The following is an 18,123-nucleotide window of genomic DNA, read 5'->3' on the forward strand; positions in this document are numbered from 1 at the left end:
CTCAAGCTGGGGCCGAGCCCCAGCGATGCGAAGCCCTTCCGACAGCGCCACGCCGCTCCTGTCCGCCCACCCTTGCGAAGCGGGCCCTCGCGCGCCTATGAGCGGCCGGAGCAGCGCCCGCGCGCCGCGCCTTCCGCCCCCTGAGTCCCCGCCCATGGTCCCGCCGCCCCATCCGCTGGAGGACGAGTGGTTGTGGGGATGGGACCCGACGCCGGGCATCGTGTCCGTCTGGGCGGAGCCGGACGGGCGAGCCTTCATCTGGAAGCGGCAGCAGGGCACGCACGCGAGGCTGCGCGAGGACGCGAGGTACCGGCCCTGGGTGCTGCTCGCGTCGCTTCAAGACCTGGAGCACCTGGGGGACGCGCTCCGCCCGGAAGGCATGCCGCCGGTGCCGGGCGCGATGACGTTCCGTGAACTGGAGGGCCCCGGCGCGCTGCGCTTCCTCGTCAGCGCGGATGACGGCCGCGCGCTGGCGTCCGCGGTGCTCAAGGGCGCATCGAAGCGGTTGGATCAACGCGTGGGCCACCTGCGCGACCTGGGCCCGGCCGCGGCGCTGGTGCTGCCTCCGGAGGAGCAGTACCTGGTGGCCACCGGCCGCACGTACTTCCGCGACCTGGTCTTCGACGACCTGCGAAGGCTCCAGTTCGACCTGGAGACCACCGGCCTGGACCCATCCAGGGACCGCATCTTCCTCGTGGCGGTGAGGGATCCGGACGGCCGGGCGGAGACGCTGGAGGTGACAGCGGACGGAGACGCGGGAGAGGCGGACCTGTTGCGCCGGCTGGTCGCGCGCATCCGAGAGGCCGACCCCGACGTGGTGGAGAACCACAACCTGCATGGCTTCGACCTGCCCTTCCTGGACCAACGCGCGAAGCGGCTGAACGTGTCGCTGGCGCTGGGCCGAGCGGGGCTGCCGGGCCTGCGCCACCGCCCTTCGGCGAGAGGCGCCGCGCTGAACCGAGGGCCCGGAGGCCGCGACGCGGACGCCATGCGCCGCGCGCGCTACACCGTCCCCGGCCGCGAGTTCATCGACACGCTGGACGCCGTGCGCCGCCACGACTTCGCCGCCCGCGACCTGCCCGGCCACGGGCTCAAGGCGGTGGCGCGACACCTGGGCCTGTCCGGTCCCGACCGCGAGCTCATCCCCGGCGCGCGCGTGCACGAGGTCTTCCTGAAGGATCCGGAGCGCGTGCGCCGCTACGCGCGCGAGGACGTGACGGAGGCCGCGGGGCTGGCGCACCTCATGGGCGGCGCGGCGTTCGCGCTCGCGCGCATGGCCCCCCGGCGCTACGAGCGGCTGGCGGACGCGGGCCCGGCGACGGGCGTGTTGGATCCGCTGCTGGTGCGCGCCTACGTGCGCTCGGGCGCGGCGCTGCCCGGGCACGAATCCGGCGACGGCACGTCCCACAGCGGCGCGGCGCTGCACCTGTTCGCCACCGGCGTCGCGCGGCACATCGTGAAGGCGGACGTGGCCAGCCTCTACCCGTCGCTGATGCGCCAGTACCGCATCGGGCCGAAGCGCGACCGGCTGAACGCGCTGCTCGCGCTGGTGGACCGTCTGGTGGATCAGCGCCTGGACGCGAAGGCCAAGGGGAAGAAGGCTCCGCCCGGCTCCCCGGAGCGGCACACGCACGAAGCCATCTCCGCGGCGATGAAGCTCCTGATCAACTCCGCCTACGGCTACATGGGCGCGGTGGGCCTCACCCGCTTCTCGGACGTGCACGCCGCCAACGAGGTGACGCGGCGCGGGCGCGAGCTGCTGGGCCTGATGTGCCGCGAGCTGGCGCAACGGGGCGTGACACTGCTGGAGGCCGACACGGACGGCGTCTACTTCGCGGTGCCGGAAGCCTGGACGGAAGCCGACGAGCGCCGCGTGGTGTCGGAGGTAGCGGCCCTGCTGCCGCCGCGCGTGAAGCTGGAGTTCGACGGGCGCTACGCCGCCATGCTGTCGCACGAACCCAAGAACTACGCGCTCCAGCCCTACGCCGGGCCCCTGCTGCTGCGCGGCGTGGCCTTCCGCTCCAGCCGCGCGGAGCCCTATGGAGAAGACTTCCTGCGCCGGGCCCTCCAGCACCTGCTGGCCGGCGACGTGCGCACCGTGCGCGACACGTACGTGGACGCGGTGATGGCGCTCCGACGGCGGAAGGTGCCCACCTTCGAGGTCACCGCGCAGGTGCGGCTGACCAAGTCCCCCTCGCAGTACCTGGCCACGCGCAAGCAGCGCAGGGAGATGCCGTACGAAGCGCTGCTCACGAACGGCCGCGAGCACTGGTCCCTGGGCGAGCGCGTGCGCATCTACCGCGCCACCGGCGGCCGCGCGGGCCTGCTCCCGGAAGCGCTCACCGAGGACGGCGAACCCGCCCCGCGCCCCGCTCCAGGCGAGCCCGCGGGCGACGACGCGCGCGACTACGACGTCGAGTACTACGTGCGCCAGCTCAAGGACTCGTTCGCGGCCCGGCTCGCGCGAGGCCTGGCCCCGGAAGACTTCGCCACCGTGTTCGCGGACCCCGACCAGCCCTCTCTCTTCACTCCGTCGCTCGCGGACGCGCGCCCCGTGCTCACCGTCGTGAGAGAGCCCCGAGGCCCGGAGTTCGGTGAGGACACGCAGGTGGTTGGAGCCCCGCCCTTCTCACCGTGACTGGAACCCTGCCGTGTCCCGGTTGCTCCGGGAGTCAGTGGGAGGCTTCTGCTACGTTGCGTCAACTTCGATGGCCTTCTCGTTGATGAAGCGTCTCCCGCCGCGCGCGCTGGTGGTTCCCGGCACCGTGGCCCTGCTGCTCCTGCTTCCCTGGCTCATCTATTGGAGCGCGGTCATCCACCGGTATGGCCTGCGTGACGACTACGCCATCCTGCGCGAGGCGCGCGAGGAGCCGGGGAAGATCCTCCGTTTCTGCGCGTCGCAGGGCCGCCCGCTCTACGGCTGGATGCTGGAGGTGTCCGCGAAGGCGGCCAACGGCATCGACGGGCTGGTGGGGCTGCGGCTGATGGGCGTGGCCGGCCTGGGCGTGCTCGCGGCGGCGGTGTTCCTGCTGCTGCGCAAGGAGGGCTGGCGGACGGGCTCCGCCGCGCTGCTGGCGGGGTTCCTCACGGTCACGCCGTCCGCGCAGGTCATCGCCAACTGGAGCATCTGCTGGCCGCAGGCCCTGGCGCTGATGCTGGGCCTGGGCGCGTTCGCCTTCGCCCGCCGCGCCATCGGTCCGCCGGGAGCGGAGGCCTCCGTCCGGTGGCCGTACGCGCTGGCCGCGGTGGGGAGCATGGCCAGCGCGACGCTCATCTATCAGGTGAGCGGCCTGTTCTCCGCGGTGCTGCTGGCGGCATCGCTGGTGGTGCGCCGCGACGTGTCGCTGAAGGACACGGCGCGATGGATGCTCAAGCACCTGCTGGTGATGGCCGCGGGCCTGGCGCTCGCGTACGCCGTCACGCAGGTGCTGTTCAAGGCGGGCATCTTCCCGCCCTCGCCCCGGCTCAACTTCGAGAAGCACTGGGTGGACAAGACCGTCTGGGCGCTCATGCACGTGTTCCCCAACGCGCTCGCGCTGTCCGCGCTCAACGAGGCGCCACTGGGCGACATGGACGGCTACTGGGCCATGGTGGTGCTGACGCTGACGCTCCTGGGCGTGGGCATCGCGGTGGAGGGGCGCCGCTCGGGGCTCGGGGGCGTGGGGCGCTGGCTGCTGGCGCTGGTGACGCTGTCGGGCGTGGCGTACTCGGTGAGCTTCCTCGCCGGGGAGCGGTGGCCCACCTATCGCACGCTCAACGCGCTCACGGGAGTGTGGGCCGTGTTCTTCGCCGCGTCGCTGGTGAACCTGGGCACCATCTGGCCCAGGCATGGCCCGCGCATGGCCACGGGCCTGCTCACCGCGTTCGTGGCCTTCAGCGCCCTGCTCGCGCACGAGCAGTCCCTGGAGCTGTTCGCCCTGCCCCAGGGCCGGGAGCTGGCGCTGATGGAACAGGGCGCCAGCCTCGTCGTCCCGGACCGGAAGCCGCGCGTCTTCGTCCTCACCGCGAAGCAGTCGGACTCCACCGCGCCCTTCCACTATCTGGACGAGTTCGGCTCCGTCTCCGTGGACGCGGAGTGGGTGGCCAAGGAGATGCTCAAGGCCCTGGTGAAGGAGCGCTTCCCCCGCGAGCGCGACGTGAGCGGCCTCTACCGCTTCGCCGCCGGCCCCGTCGCCCCGGAGCCGCGCAACTACGACATCCTCATCGACATGCGCCGCCAGCACGTGAGCGCCGTCAGCCCCATTCTCCAGAAGCCCCGCTAGCTTCCCGCGTCTCAGGGGAATCCCTGAGGCGTGCGCTCGGCTCCCACCCGGATTTCCGGGGAGATTCGCGCCGCCGAGAGCAACCGGCACCGAGCGGTGCAGGATCGCTCCCACCGGCGGCGTGAATCCGGGTAATGAATCGAGGAGTGAGTTCCACCGCTTCCGCTTCCGCATGTCCCGGGGGCAGCCCCGTCCCGCGTCGCGGAAGCGGGCACGGCTTCCCCCTGGCGGCAGGAGATGCCCGCTGATGGGCGGTGAACGTCCGGTGCGGCACGACTGGGTGTACCTGGGCGCCAACTGGGCGGCAGCCCTGCGCTCTCCCCTGGTCCCGGACGTCCTCGCGCACGTCACTGCGTGGCGGGATCAGGGCCGGCCCTTCGCCGTCGCCCGGCAGGAGCCGCCGGACCTGGAGGACGACCTGCGGCTGGGGCTCACCCTGCCCGACCGCCGCCACCTGTCGCTGCATGTGGCCCTGTCCGCCGTGGAGCGCCACCTGCCGCCGCCCACGGTGCAGGAGGTGCGCGCCTCCGCCCCCGCGGCCTGGGGCCCTGCCCTGGACGACGTCATCGCCCTGGGCACCGCGCTGGATTTGACGGTGGGCGTGTTCGGTTCGCTGGCCTGGCAGCACCGCTCGGGCGTGCCCTTCGTGCGGCCGCTGTCGGACGTGGACCTGCTGTTCGCCCCCGCGCGCTGGTCGGACGTGGAGCGGCTGCTGTTCGGGCTGGAAGCGGTGTCCCGGCGCCACTCGGTGGTGCGCCTGGACGGCGAGGTGCTGCTGCCCGACGGCGGCGCCGTGTCCTGGCGTGAGCTGGCTCTGGAGCCCGAGCGCATCTGGGTCACCGGCCCCCGCGGCGCCAGGCCCCGCACGCTCCGCGAGCTGCGCGCCCTCTTCCCCTCCGAGTCCTGAAACACGCGAAGGAAGCACGCGCCGCGTGAATAGGCGCGCCCGCCGCCACGTCACGCAAGCCGCCGTCACAACCCGTTTCCACCGCCCATTTCGAATGACTCGCGGGGCGCTTCACGCTCTGCGCGACGCACGGGCGCGTCACCGCCCTGGACAAACCCGGAAGAACGTGAAGGCCGAGGCCGCGTTGCGTCTCTCATCAACAAGAACCTGGGGTTGCAACGGACACAGGGCAGGCGGCAGGGCGGGCTCCCGGCGTCTGGCCCGCTCGGGTCGGCCGCCCAATTGTCACCCTGTGAATGGTTTGGTAAAGGTTGTCTTTGGGGGCGATTGGGGCCTCTCCGTCACGATGGTGGGATTCTCCGTACAGCGCTGGGCCGCCTGGGCCCCCGGGCTCGTCAATCCTGCTTCCTGGGAAACGTGGCTCGCGACCCCGCATCCGCTCCCCGCGGAAGGCACGCCCGCGCTCGCGGCGATGCCCGCGATGATGCGCCGCCGGGTGGACCGGCTGGGCCGCATCGCGTTGCAGGCTGCGTATGACGCGCACGTGGACGCGCCGGACGCGCCCGTCATCTTCGCATCGCGTTATGGCGACCTGGGCCGCTCGGTGGAGCTGCTCACGCAGTTGGCGCGCTCGGAGCCGCTGTCGCCCACGTCCTTCAGCCTGTCGGTGCACAACGCCATTGGCGCGCTCTACTCCATCGCGCGGGGGGACACGTCCGCCTACGCCGCCATCGCCGCGGGAGAAGAGACGGTGGAGGCCGCCTTCACGGAGGCGTGCGGCCTGCTGTCGGACGGCGTCCCCCGGGTGATGGTCGTCGTCTACGAAGAGCCCGTGCCCTCGCCGTGGGAACACTTCTCCCGGGACGTGGCGTTTCCCCACGCATGGGCCTGCCTCCTCTCCGCCAGCACGGGTGCGGACGCCATCCACCTGGACTGCGCGGCCAGCGCCCCAGACTCGCCCGCCGCGCCGATGGATGCGGCGGACCTCCCGGCGGACCTGCGCGCCCTGCGCTTCCTCGTTTCCGGCGCCTCGCGGTGGGAGCATGCGACGGGCGGCCGGTGTTGGCGGTGGGCGCGCCATGCTTGAGAAGCTCGACCGGCCGTGGCGCATCTTCGCCACCGGGTTGTCCTTCGCCACCTTCGGGCTGGGGGGACTGGCGCTGCGCCTCATCTACTTCCCGCTGCTCGCGCTCTTCGTGCGCGACCCGGAGCGGCAGCAGCGGTTTGCGCGGCTCGCGGTGCACTACACGTTCCGCTTCTTCATCGGCTACATGCGCGCGCTGGGCGTGCTGCGCTACGAGCTGCAAGGCGTGGAGAAGCTGGCGCGCTCCGGGCTGCTCATCCTGGCCAACCACCCGTCGCTCATCGACGTGGTGTTCCTCATCTCACTGGTCCCCAACGCGGACTGCGTGGTGAAGGCGAGCCTGGCGAACAACCCGTTCACGCGCGGCCCCATCCGGGCGACGCGCTACCTGTGCAACGACTCCGGGCCCGGACTCGTCCAGGACTGCATCGCGTCCGTGAAGGCCGGCAACAACCTCATCATCTTCCCGGAGGGTTCGCGCACACCGATGGACGGGAACATGCAGCTGCAGCGAGGCGCCGCCAACATCGCGGTGCGCGGCCCGTGCGACATCACGCCGGTCATCATCCGCTGCGAGCCTCGGGGCCTCACCAAGGGCCTGCCCTGGTGGAAGGTGCCGGAGAAGCCCATGCACTACGTCATCCGCGTGGAGGACGACATCCCCGTGTCCGCCCAGGACGCGGAAGCGGGCGAGGCGGCGAAGGCCGCGCGCCAGCTCACCACCCGTTTGCACGACCATTTCTCCAGGGGGAGCCAGGAACATGTTGGAGCTTGAGCAGGAAATAAAGCGGCTGGTCATCGACACGCTGAACCTCGAGGACCTGAAGCCGGACGACATCGATCCGGCGGCGCCGCTGTTCGTCGAAGGGCTGGGGCTGGACTCCATTGACGCCCTGGAGCTCGGCCTCGCGTTGCAGAAGTCCTATGGCGTCGTGCTGGCGAGCGACTCCAAGGAGAATCGCCGTCACTTCGCAAGTGTTCGGGCGCTCGCGGACTTCGTCAGCACCCACCGCACCCGTTCCTAAGCAGCCCCGTTCAAAAACAAAGCGAGGAGTCACCCCATGACCAAGCACGAGCTGTTCGAGCGCCTGAGCGCCATCCTCCAGGAAACCTTCGACATCGAGCCGTCCCGCATCGTCCCGGAGGCGCGTCTGCACGACGACCTCGACATCGACAGCATCGACGCCATCGACCTGCTGGTGCGCCTGAAGCCGGTGACGGGCCAGCGCGTTCCGCCGGAAGTCTTCCGCTCCGTGCGGACCATCCAGGACGTGGTGGACGCGCTGTACGGTCTGCTCGGCAGCGACTCCGCCGCGGCGTGAAACGTCTGCGTCCGGTGCTGTTGGGGCTCTTGAGCCTCGCCTACCCGCCGCTCGTCTATCTGGGTCTGGGCCACTTCGAGCCCCGCTGGATGGCGCTGCCCCTGGCGGCCATGGCGGTGGTGCGCGCGGTGGCCACGCGGGAGAAGATGTGGCTCGCGGCCGCGGTGGGCGCCCTGGTGCTCGCGGGCTCCAGCATGCTGGGCAACAACGCCCTGCCCCTGAAGCTCTACCCGGTGCTGGTGAACGCGGTGCTCCTCACCGTATTCCTCACCAGCCTGGTGTATCCACCCAGCGTGATTGAGCGGCTGGCGCGGCTTCGGGAGAAGGACCTGCCACCGTCGGGCGTGGTCTACACGCGCCGGGTGACGCAGGTGTGGTGCGGATTCTTCGTCCTCAACGGCGCGCTCGCGCTCACCACGGCGCTCTTCGCGAGCGACGCGACCTGGGCGCTCTACAACGGCCTCATCGCCTACGGCCTCATGGGCCTGCTGTTCGCGGGCGAATGGGTGGTGCGGCAGCGGGTGCGCGCACGGCACGCCCATGGTTGAGCCGCTCGCGCTCGAAACCCTCCTCGTCCACGGCCGTCCCGCCGGGCACCCCGTGGCCCGCAGCGAGGACGGCGTGCGGGACTTCGGTGCGTTCCGCGCCCGGGTCGCCGGCTGGCGCTCTGCCTTCGCGGCGCACGGCGGCCAGCGCTACGCCCTCTTCACCGAGGACACCTTCGAGTTCGCCGCCGCGCTGCTGGGTGCATGGCACGCGGGCGTGTGCGTGTACCTGCCCGCGGACGCGCGCCCCGCCACGCTGGACGCGCTGAAGGCCCACGTCGACGGCTTCGCGGGCCGGGCCCCCCAGGGACAGGGGCCACTGGCGCCCGCGATGAACGAGGACGGGACCGCCGCCGCGTTCCAGGCACTGTCACCCGGGCTCGCCGCGCTGGTCGTCTACACGTCGGGCTCCAGCGGAGAGCCCACCGCCATCCCCAAGCGCCTGTCGCAGCTGTCCAGCGAGGTGGCCACGCTGGGCCGGCTGTTCGACGAGGCCGTGGGGGACGTGCCGGTGCTGGCCACCGTGTCGCACCAGCACATCTACGGCCTGCTGTTCCGGGTGCTGTGGCCGCTGACGTCCGGTCGTCCTTTCGACGTGCACGCCCTGCCCTATCCGGAGGACATCCTGGCCGCGCTCCAGGCCGGCCCCGGCGTGCTGGTGGCGAGCCCCGCGCACCTGAAGCGCTTGCCGGCGACGCTGGACTGGGCGGCCGTGCGCGGGAACCTGCGCGGGTTGTTCTCCTCAGGCGGACCGCTCACCCCCGAAGCGCTCCAGGCCTGCCGCGACCTCCTGGGCCGGGCGCCGGTGGAGGTCTACGGCAGCTCGGAGACGGGCGGCGTCGCATGGCGCCGGCGCGACACGGACGACAGCGCGTCCTGGCACACGATGCCGGGCGTGGAGGTGCGCGCGGAAGACGACGCGCTCCGCGTCCAATCCCCCCACCTGGACCTGCCCCCGGGCGAGTGGTTCACCACGGAGGACCGCGCGCGGCCCGTGCCCGGCGGCTTCGAGCTGTTGGGGCGCCGCGACCGGCTGCTCAAGCTGGAGGAGAAGCGCGTGTCGCTCTCCGCCATGGAGCGGACCCTGGTGGCCGGGGGCCTGTTGCGCGAGGCCCGGGTGCTGCCCCTCACGGAAGGGCACCGGGTGATTCTGGCGGTGGTGGGGGTGCCGGACGCGGAAGGCTGGCGGCTCCAGGAGTCGGGGGGCAGGCGGTCCCTGAGCCAGGCGCTGCGCGAGAAGTTGGCCCCGCATTTCGAGTCCAGTGCCTTGCCGCGCCGGTTCCGGTATCTGGAGGCCATGCCGGTCAACTCCCAGGGCAAATCCACCGAGGCGGCGCTCACCGCGCTCTTCGACCCGAAGCGTCCTCCATTCCGCGTGCTGGAGCGCTCCGACGAGCGCGTGCTGCTGGCGGTGGAGGTCCCCGCGAATTCGCCCTACTTCGAAGGGCACTTCCCGGGCTCGCCCATCCTGCCCGGCGTCGTGCAGGTGGAGTGGTCACTGCTCCTGGGCCGCGAGCACTTCGCGCTGCCGCCGGACTTCCTCCGTATCGAGACGCTGAAGTTCCAGCAGGTCATTCCACCCGGCACGCTGCTGTCGCTGGAGCTCACCTGGGCGAAGGAGTCCGGGCGGCTGGGGTTCAAGTTGACGTCGGCCGCGGGCTCGCATGCCAGCGGCCGCATCGTGTTGGGGGGAGGGGCAGGATGAAGGTCTGCGCGGTGATTCCGGTCTACAACCACGGCGAGGCCGTGGGCGCGGTGGTGAAGGCGGTGCGCGGTCACGGGCTGCCCTGCGTGCTGGTGGACGACGGCAGCGAGCCCGGCTGCGCGGCGGTGCTGGACGGCCTGGCGCGCGAGGACAGCGAGCACGTGGAGGTGGTCCGCCTGCCCCAGAACGAGGGCAAGGGTGGCGCGATGATGGCGGGCCTGCGCACGGCCCTCTCCCGCGGCTACAGCCACGCGCTGCAAATCGACGCGGACGGCCAGCACAACGCCAACGACATCCCGCGCTTCCTGGAGCTGGCGAAGGCGCAGCCGGACATGATGGTGTGCGGCACGCCCGTCTATGACGAGTCCGTGCCCAAGGGCCGGCTGTACGGCCGCTACGCCACGCACATCTGGGTGTGGATCAACACGCTGTCGTTCGCCATCCGCGATTCCATGTGCGGCTTCCGCGTGTATCCGCTGCAGCCCACCGTGGCGCTCATCGACTCGGTGAAGATCGGCAAGCGGATGGACTTCGACGTGGAGGTGCTGGTGCGCCTGTTCTGGCGCGGCATGCGCATCCTCAACCAGCCCACCCAGGTGCGCTACCCCACCGACGGCATCTCCCACTTCGACGTGCTCTGGGACAACGTGCGCATCTCCGGCATGCACGCCCGGCTCTTCTTCGGGATGTTGGTGCGGCTGCCCGTGCTCCTCTGGAACAAGGTGGCGAAATGAAGTCCCGCCACTGGGCGGAGATGGGGGAAACCACCTTCGTGGCCGGCATCTGGATCCTCTACTGGGTCCACCGGCTGCTGGGGCGCTGGCCCTTCCGCGTCTGCCTCTACCCGGTGGTGCTGGTGAACTGGCTCCGGCGGCCGGTGCTGCAGCACTCGTCGCGCCAGTACCTGAAGCGGATGCAGGCCGCGACCGGCGCCCTGGGGCACGAGCCCCACTGGCGCGACAGTGTGCGTCACGTGCTGATGTTCGCGGAGACCATGCTGGACAAGCTGCTCGCGGTGAGCGGGCGCTACCGCTTCGAGAGCGTCCGCACCGAGGGCCGCGAGGAGCTCTACGAGGCGGCGAAGTCCGGCAAGGGCGGCATCATCGTCACCGCGCACATGGGCTGCCTGGAGCTGTGCCGCACCATGGCGGAGCGCCGGGGCGAGGTGAAGCTCAACATCCTGGTGCACACGCTGCACGCGGAGCAGTTCAACCGCCTGCTCAAGCGGCTCAACCCGGAGAACGATTTCCGGCTGATGGAAGTCACGGACATGGGCCCGGCCACCGCGGTCGCGCTGAACGAGCGCGTGGAGGCCGGAGAATTCGTGGTCATCGCGGGCGACCGCATCCCGGTGAATTCCGCGCAGTCCGTGCGCGTCGACTTCCTCGGCCACCCGGCGCCATTTCCGGTGGGCCCCTACGTGCTGGCGGCGCTGCTCAAGTGTCCGCTCTACCTACTGGGCTGCATCCATGAGGGCAAGGGCTACACCATCCACTTCGAGCGCCTCTTCGAGCGCGTCGTGCTGCCCCGGGGCAAGCGCGAGGCCGCGCTCACCGACTGCGCGCAGCACTACGCAGCCCGGGTGACGGCGCTCCTCCAGCGCGCGCCCTACGACTGGTTCAACTTCTTTCCCTTCTGGGATCAGGTGCATGTCTCCGCGAAGCCCCCCACTTTCTGACACCCCGGTCCGCTTCGACGGCACCCGGCTGACGCTCGAGGACGTGGGCGCCCTCTCGCGCCGCGAGCGCCCGGCGGAGCTGGGCACCGCCCCCGCCTTCCGCCAGCGCATCGCCAAGGGCGCCGCGTTCCTGGACCGGCTGCTGGCGGAGGACGGCGTCATCTACGGCGTCACCACCGGCTACGGCGACTCCGTCACGGTGTCCATCCCGCCCGCGCTCGTCGCGGAGCTGCCGCACCACCTCTACACGTACCACGGCATCGGCGCGGGCCGGTTCCTCACCCCGGAGGAGACACGCGCGGTGCTGGCCACTCGGCTGGCGTCGCTGTCGCAGGGCTTCTCCGGCGTGGGCGTGCCGCTGCTCACCCAGTTGGAGCTGCTGCTCCAGCACGACGTGCTGCCCATGATTCCCGCGGAGGGCTCCGTGGGCGCGTCCGGCGACCTGACGCCCCTGTCCTACGTGGCGGCGGTGCTCTGCGGCGAGCGCGACGTGTGGCACCGGGGCGAGCGCAAGCCCGCGGCGCAGGTCCTGAAGGAGCTGGGCATCGCGCCCCTCAAGCTGCGGCCGAAGGAAGGCCTGGCCATCATGAACGGCACCGCCGTGATGACGGCCCTGGCGTGCCTGGCGTGGGAGCGGGCGGAGTACGTGTCCCGACTCGCCACGCGGCTCACGGCGTTCAACGTGCTGGCGAGCGCCGGCAACGCGCACCACTACGACGAGACGCTCTTCGCGGCGAAGCCCCACGCGGGCCAGCAGCGCGTGGCGGCCCGCCTGCGCGCGGACCTCGTAACGGACCGGCCGCCGCGCAACGAGCAGCGGCTCCAGGACCGGTACTCGCTGCGGTGCGCGCCGCACGTCATCGGGGTGCTGGAGGACGCGCTGCCGTACTTCCGCACGCTCATCGAGAACGAGCTGAACAGCGCCAACGACAACCCGCTCATCGACCCGGACGGCGAGCGGGTGCTGCACGGCGGCCACTTCTACGGTGGCCACATCGCCTTCGCCATGGACGGGCTGAAGACCGCGGTGGCCAACGTGGCGGACCTGTTGGACCGGCAGTTGGCGCTGCTGGTGGACCCGCGCTTCAACCACGGGCTGCCCGCGAACCTCTCCGCGTCCACCGGCGCCCGCGCGGCCATCAACCACGGCCTCAAGGCGGCGCAGATCAGCGTCTCCGCGTGGACCGCGGAAGCGCTGAAGCAGACCATGCCCGCGTCCGTCTTCTCCCGCTCCACCGAGTGCCACAACCAGGACAAGGTGAGCATGGGCACCATCGCCGCGCGCGACTGCCTGCGCGTGCTGGAGCTGACGGAGCAGGTGGTCGCGGCCATGCTCATCGCGGCGCGCCAGGGCGTCACCCTGCGTCAGCGGATTGACGCGGACGCGAAGCCCGGCCCCGCGATGGCCGCGATGCACGCGGACCTGGAAGCGCGCATCCCCTTGCTGGTGGAGGACCGGGCGCTGGACGGTGAGCTGCAGGGCCTTATCACCGCCATCCGCCGTCGGGAGTGGAGGCTGCATGAAGCCTGACCTGAGCTGCGAGCTGGAGATCGACCCGGCGTTCCACGACCTCGACATGATGGAGATCGTCTGGCACGGCCACTACGTGAAGTACCTGGAGCTGGCGCGCGCCGTCATCCTGCGCAAGCACGACTACGACTGGCCGCAAATGCGCGAGTCCGGGTACGGCTGGCCCGTGGTGGAGATGAAGCTCAAGTACGTCTCCCCCATCTCCTACAAGCAGCGCATCATCGTGCGCGCCGAAATCACCGAGTGGGAGAACCGGCTGCGCTTCGACTACCTGCTGCGAGACGCGGACACCGGGCGCAAGGTGAACCAGGCCCACACCATCCAGGTCGCGGTGTCTTTGAAGACGGGCGAGATGGAATACGTCTGTCCGGAAGTCCTCTGGAAGAAGCTGGGAGTGTGGCCGGGATGAAGCCCTTCCTCGTGTTGATGCTGTCGCTGCTGTCCGTGAGTGCCCACGCCGCGGACCTGGTGAAGGACGTGCGCGCGCGGCTGGTGGACGCGCCGCTGGTGCGCGGCCAGTTCGAACAGAAGAAGACCGTGCAGGGCTTCAAGAAGCCGCTGGTGTCCAAGGGAGACTTCCTCCTCGCGCGCGACCAGGGAGTGCTCTGGAACACGCGCACGCCGTTCGCCTCCACGCTGACGCTCACGCGCAAGTCGCTGAGCGCGCAGCAGGCCACGGGCGGCGCGGCCTATCACCTGGACTCCACCAAGGAGCCCGCGCTGGCGGCGGTGAACGAGCTGCTCTTCGCGCTCCTGTCCGGCGACGTCGCGGCGCTCCAGAAGCGCTTCACGGTCGAGGGCGCGCTGGTCGGCGACAAGGGCTGGAAGCTGGATTTGACGCCCACGGACGCGGGGCTCGCGCGCGTCTTCAAGCACATCCACCTGGAGGGTGACGGGTACGTGCGCCAGGTGCAGCTGGACGAGACGCGCGGCGACAGCAGCGTCATCACGTTCGAGCAGCTCGCGCAGACGCCGCCCCCCGACGCCACGGAAGCGGAACGCCTTGGCAAATAAGCTGGCCATCCTGTGGGCGCTGGTGGTGCTCGCCGTGGGTGTGCACCAGGTCCAGTTCTGGCGCTCCGCGAGCCTGGACACGGACGTGCTCGCGCTCCTGCCGGAGGACGAGCAGGCGCCGGAGGTGGACGCAGCCACGCGCAAGCTCGCGGACGAAGCCGGCCGGCAGCTCGTGCTGCTGGTGGGCGCCAAGGACTGGCCGTCCGCGCAGAAGGCTGCGGACGAGGCCACGCGCGTGCTCACGGAGTCGTCCGACCTGCTGGAGCCGGCGGTGGTGGACACCTCCGCGCTGGAGCAGGCGGTGGACTTCTACCGTCCCTATCGCGACCGGCTGCTCACGCCCGCGCAGCGCAAGTGGCTGGCGCACGCGACGCCGGAGGAACTGGGCGGCACGGCGCTGATGAAGCTCTATCAGCCCGCGGGCGCGCAGCTGACGGACTGGAACGCGGATCCGCTGGGCCTGTGGCAGGACTGGTGGCAGGCCCGCGCGGCGGAGACGTCCGCCCGGCCCCGCGACGGACGGATGTGGCTGTCCGGCGAGGAGCGCGAGTGGGTGCTCCTCATGTGGAAGAGCAAGGTGTCCGCCTTCGCGCTGGGAGACGGCTCGCGCGTCACCGCCACGGTGGAGCGGGCGCGCGCGAAGGTGGAGGCGGCGGTGCCCGGCGGACGGCTGGTGGCCGCGGGCGTGCCGCTGTACGCGGAGGCCGCCGCCGCGCAGGCGAGCTGGGAGATGTCCACCATCGGCTTCGGGTCGCTGGCGGCGGTGCTCATCCTCGTATGGCTCACCTTCCGCTCGCTGCGGCCCATCCTCCTCGTGGGCGTGTCGCTCACGCTGGGCTGCGCGGTGGCACTCACCGTCACCGCGCTGGTGTTCGACCGGGTGCACCTGCTCACGCTCGTCTTCGGCTCCAGCCTGGTGGGCGTGGCGGAGGACTACGGCTTCCACTACTTCGCCGCGCGCCAGGGCAAGGCCCCGTCGGAGCGCGGTCCGGTGATGCGCGCGCTGCTGCCCGGCATGGTGCTCGCGCTCGTCACCAGCGTGGTGGCGTACCTGGCGCTGGGCGTGGCGCCCTTCCCGGGCCTGCGTCAGATGGCGGTGTTCTCCGCCGCCGGCCTCACCGCCGCGTTCCTCACCGTGGTGTGCTGGTTCCCCTCGCTGGACACGGGCGCCCTGCCCATCACGTCCTTCGCGGAGCGCTTCTCCGCGTCCATCACCCGCTGGCCGCGTATCGCTTCTACCCCGGCGTGGTGGCTGTCCGGCGCGGTCGTCACGGTGCTCGTGGCCGTGGGCATCTGGAAGCTGGAGCCCCGGGACGACCTGCGCCAGTTGCAGGGCGCACCCGCGAACCTCATCGCGGATCAGCGTGAACTGGGACGCCTCTTGGGACTGCCCAGCCCCGCGCAGTTCTTCCTGGTGCAGGGAGACAACGACGAACAGGTGCTCGCGCGCGAGGCCGTGCTGAAGGCGAAGCTGGACGCGCTCGTCTCCGAGAAGGTGTTCGCGGGCTACCGCGCCGTGTCCGACTGGCTTCCGTCCGAAGCGCAGCAGCGCGAGGACGCGGCCCTGAGCGCCCGCGCGGAGGCCCAGGCGGTCGCCGCCGTCAGCGAATCCACGGGTGAAGCCCCCACGCGCGCCGCGTTCTCCCAGGAACCGCTCACGCCCAGGCAATTCCTCTCCGGACCCGCCGCGGCGGTCATCCGGCAGCAGTGGCTGGGGACGCTGGGCAAGGCGCAATACAGCGTCCTCATGCTGCGCGGCCTCAACGACCCCAAGGTGCTGCCCCGTCTGGAAGAGGTGGCCCAGGGCCTGGAGGGCGTCCGCTGGGTCGACAAGACCGCGGAGATTTCCGGCCTGCTCAGCCGCTACCGCCGCATCATGGGCGGGCTCATCGTCGCGGGTTACTTCGCGGTGCTGCTCACGCTGGTGGCGCGCTTCGGCCGCCAGGCGTGGCGCGCGTGGGTTCCCTCCGTGCTGGGCACGCTGCTGACGCTCGCCATCTTCGGGTGGGTGGGCGCGCCGCTGCAGCTCTTCACCGTGCTCGGGCTGGTGCTGCTGCTGGGCATGGGCGTGGACTACGGCATCTTCCTTCTGGAGCACCCCGGTGACGGCTCCGCGTGGCTCGCGGTGGCGCTGGCTGGCGTGAGCACGCTCCTCTCCTTCGGGCTGTTGGGCCTCTCCGCCACGCCCGCGCTGCGCTCGTTCGGCCTCGCCATGCTGCTCGGCGAGGTCACCATCTGGATCCTCACCCCTTGTTTCCGACTCCCACCCGGGAAAGACACACATTGAAAACTGAATCGGCGGACATCCTCATCATCGGCGCGGGCCCCGCGGGCTCCGTCGCGGCGGGCCTCCTTCGCAAGCAGGGCCGTGACGTCCTCGTGCTGGAGCGCGAGCAGTTCCCCCGCTTCTCTATTGGCGAGAGCCTGCTGCCGCAGAGCATGGAGTACATCCAGGAAGCCGGCTTCCTCCAGGACGTGGTGGAGGCGGGCTTCCAGTACAAGAACGGCGCGGCCTTCGAGCGCGCCGGCAAGTACACGGACTTCGACTTCCGCGAGAAGTTCAGCCCCGGCTGGGCCACCACCTACCAGGTGCAGCGCGCCCGCTTCGACCAGATCCTGGCCCAGGCCGCGGAGAAGAAGGGCGCCACCGTGCGCTTCCGCCACGAGGTCCTGACCGTGGACTTCTCCAGCGGGCAGCCGGTGGTGACGGCGCGCTCCCCTGAAGGCGAGACGTACCAGGTGAAGGCGCGCTTCCTCCTGGACGCGAGCGGCTTCGGCCGCGTGCTGCCGCGCCTCTTGAACCTGGAGACGCCGTCCAACTTCCCCGTGCGCGGCGCCATCTTCACGCACGTGGTGGACAACGTTCCGCTCGGCACCTTCGACCGGAACAAGATCCGCGTCACGACGCATCCGGAGCACGTGCACGTCTGGTACTGGACCATCCCCTTCTCCGACGGCCGCTGCTCGCTGGGCGTGGTCGCGAAGAAGGAGTTCCTGGACCAGTACACCGGCACGGACACGGAGCGGCTCCAGGCCATCGTGAAGGAGGCGCCGTCGCTGCAGAACCTCCTGAAGAACGCCGTCTGGGACACGCCCGCGCGCAAGCTCACCGGCTACGCGGCCAACGTGAAGTCGCTGTGGGGCCCGGGCTTCGCGCTGCTGGGCAACGCGGGCGAGTTCCTGGACCCCGTGTTCTCCTCGGGCGTCACCATCGCCTTCAAGTCCGCGAGCCTCGCGTCCGCCTGTATCGCCCGTGAGTTCGCGGGGGAGAAGGTGGACTGGGAGAACGACTACGCGAAGCCGCTCAAGGCCGGCGTGGACACCTTCCGCACCTTCGTGGAGTCCTGGTACGAGGGCGGCTTCCAGGACATCATCTTCCACCCGAACCCGTCGGACGACGTGCGCCGGATGATCTCCGCCATCCTCGCGGGCTACGCGTGGGACAAGAACAACCCCTACGTGGCGGACAGCAAGCGGCGCCTGACCGTGCTCGAGGAACTGTGCGCGGCGTAGTCACCGCCCTGCTCGTCGCGGGGCTGGTGGCCTGCACCAGCACGCCCCGGCCCCGGCCCGCCGCTCCTGGCGAGCCGTTGCCGGAGCTGCGCCTGGCTCCCGCCGCCCTCGGGGCGTCCGTGAGCCTGGCGCAGCAGCTGGTCTTCGCGCACGAGCAGGACCCCGGAGGCCCCCGCTCCCTGGAGGCCCTCCTGGAGGTGGACCCGGCCCAGATGCAACTGGCCGGGCTGGCCATGGGGCACCGCATCCTCACCCTGCGCTGGGACGGCAGCCACCTGGACGAGGAGCGGGACCCCCGCGTGCCCGCCCAGTTCAACTCCGCCCTGGTGCTGCGGGACGTGCAGCTCGTCTACTGGCCGGCCGACGCCGTGCGCGCCGCCCTGCCCGCTGGCTGGACGCTGGAGGACGGACCGGGACAGCGGACCCTGTCGAAGAACGGCAGGGAATGGGTGTCGGTGCGCTACGATGGCACCCCGCGCTGGGAAGGGCGCACGCAGCTCATCAACCACTCCGAGCACTACCAGCTCACCATCGAATCGCACGTCGCGGACGAGTGACTCCT

General features: G+C 70.9%; 17 protein-coding genes. All 17 read left to right on the forward strand.

The window, feature by feature from the left end; all coding sequences use genetic code 11:
- The first annotated feature begins 154 nt into the window (after positions 1-154).
- A complete protein-coding gene (locus tag D7Y04_RS18065; protein WP_121760118.1) occupies positions 155-2,638 on the forward strand; it encodes a ribonuclease H-like domain-containing protein in 2,484 nt (827 codons plus the stop codon).
- Positions 2,639-2,723: 85 nt separating this feature from the next.
- Positions 2,724-4,262, forward strand: a complete 1,539-nt coding sequence (locus tag D7Y04_RS18070; protein ID WP_233601497.1) for a hypothetical protein — start codon at positions 2,724-2,726, stop codon at positions 4,260-4,262.
- A gap of 247 nt (positions 4,263-4,509) precedes the next feature.
- A complete protein-coding gene (gene mdcG / locus D7Y04_RS18075; RefSeq protein ID WP_158620643.1) occupies positions 4,510-5,169 on the forward strand; it encodes a malonate decarboxylase holo-[acyl-carrier-protein] synthase in 660 nt (219 codons plus the stop codon).
- Between the two features lie 346 nt (positions 5,170-5,515).
- Positions 5,516-6,256 (forward strand): beta-ketoacyl synthase chain length factor, encoded by a 741-nt coding sequence (locus D7Y04_RS18080; protein ID WP_171810819.1) that lies wholly within the window; start codon positions 5,516-5,518, stop codon positions 6,254-6,256.
- A complete protein-coding gene (locus D7Y04_RS18085) occupies positions 6,249-7,028 on the forward strand; it encodes a 1-acyl-sn-glycerol-3-phosphate acyltransferase (RefSeq protein WP_121760120.1) in 780 nt (259 codons plus the stop codon). The genes D7Y04_RS18080 and D7Y04_RS18085 overlap by 8 nt, the downstream gene beginning before the upstream one ends.
- Positions 7,015-7,278 (forward strand): phosphopantetheine-binding protein, encoded by a 264-nt coding sequence (locus tag D7Y04_RS18090; protein ID WP_014398640.1) that lies wholly within the window; start codon positions 7,015-7,017, stop codon positions 7,276-7,278. Before D7Y04_RS18085 ends, D7Y04_RS18090 begins: the two co-directional genes overlap by 14 nt.
- 36 nt (positions 7,279-7,314) lie before the next feature.
- On the forward strand, positions 7,315-7,575 hold the full coding sequence (locus D7Y04_RS18095) for an acyl carrier protein (protein WP_120563604.1): 261 nt from the start codon (positions 7,315-7,317) through the stop codon (positions 7,573-7,575).
- Positions 7,572-8,123: a hypothetical protein gene (locus D7Y04_RS18100; RefSeq protein ID WP_120595675.1), complete on the forward strand. Its 552-nt coding sequence runs from the start codon at positions 7,572-7,574 to the stop codon at positions 8,121-8,123. Before D7Y04_RS18095 ends, D7Y04_RS18100 begins: the two co-directional genes overlap by 4 nt.
- Positions 8,116-9,825: an AMP-binding protein gene (locus D7Y04_RS18105; RefSeq protein WP_121760121.1), complete on the forward strand. Its 1,710-nt coding sequence runs from the start codon at positions 8,116-8,118 to the stop codon at positions 9,823-9,825. Before D7Y04_RS18100 ends, D7Y04_RS18105 begins: the two co-directional genes overlap by 8 nt.
- Positions 9,822-10,559, forward strand: a complete 738-nt coding sequence (locus tag D7Y04_RS18110; protein ID WP_121760122.1) for a glycosyltransferase family 2 protein — start codon at positions 9,822-9,824, stop codon at positions 10,557-10,559. The genes D7Y04_RS18105 and D7Y04_RS18110 overlap by 4 nt, the downstream gene beginning before the upstream one ends.
- Positions 10,556-11,503 (forward strand): acyltransferase, encoded by a 948-nt coding sequence (locus D7Y04_RS18115; protein WP_121760123.1) that lies wholly within the window; start codon positions 10,556-10,558, stop codon positions 11,501-11,503. The genes D7Y04_RS18110 and D7Y04_RS18115 overlap by 4 nt, the downstream gene beginning before the upstream one ends.
- Positions 11,475-13,034 (forward strand): histidine ammonia-lyase, encoded by a 1,560-nt coding sequence (gene hutH, locus D7Y04_RS18120; RefSeq protein ID WP_121760124.1) that lies wholly within the window; start codon positions 11,475-11,477, stop codon positions 13,032-13,034. The genes D7Y04_RS18115 and hutH overlap by 29 nt, the downstream gene beginning before the upstream one ends.
- Positions 13,024-13,443: a thioesterase family protein gene (locus tag D7Y04_RS18125; RefSeq protein WP_120563610.1), complete on the forward strand. Its 420-nt coding sequence runs from the start codon at positions 13,024-13,026 to the stop codon at positions 13,441-13,443. Before hutH ends, D7Y04_RS18125 begins: the two co-directional genes overlap by 11 nt.
- Positions 13,440-14,048 (forward strand): outer membrane lipoprotein carrier protein LolA, encoded by a 609-nt coding sequence (locus D7Y04_RS18130; RefSeq protein ID WP_120575945.1) that lies wholly within the window; start codon positions 13,440-13,442, stop codon positions 14,046-14,048. Before D7Y04_RS18125 ends, D7Y04_RS18130 begins: the two co-directional genes overlap by 4 nt.
- On the forward strand, positions 14,038-16,335 hold the full coding sequence (locus D7Y04_RS18135; protein ID WP_121760125.1) for an MMPL family transporter: 2,298 nt from the start codon (positions 14,038-14,040) through the stop codon (positions 16,333-16,335). The genes D7Y04_RS18130 and D7Y04_RS18135 overlap by 11 nt, the downstream gene beginning before the upstream one ends.
- Positions 16,332-17,561 (forward strand): NAD(P)/FAD-dependent oxidoreductase, encoded by a 1,230-nt coding sequence (locus D7Y04_RS18140; protein ID WP_120595668.1) that lies wholly within the window; start codon positions 16,332-16,334, stop codon positions 17,559-17,561. The genes D7Y04_RS18135 and D7Y04_RS18140 overlap by 4 nt, the downstream gene beginning before the upstream one ends.
- On the forward strand, positions 17,549-18,118 hold the full coding sequence (locus tag D7Y04_RS18145; RefSeq protein WP_121760126.1) for a DUF3261 domain-containing protein: 570 nt from the start codon (positions 17,549-17,551) through the stop codon (positions 18,116-18,118). Before D7Y04_RS18140 ends, D7Y04_RS18145 begins: the two co-directional genes overlap by 13 nt.
- The last annotated feature ends 5 nt before the right edge of the window (positions 18,119-18,123 follow it).

The organism is Corallococcus sp. AB038B (assembly GCF_003668955.1).
GTDB classification, from domain to species: domain Bacteria; phylum Myxococcota; class Myxococcia; order Myxococcales; family Myxococcaceae; genus Corallococcus; species Corallococcus exiguus.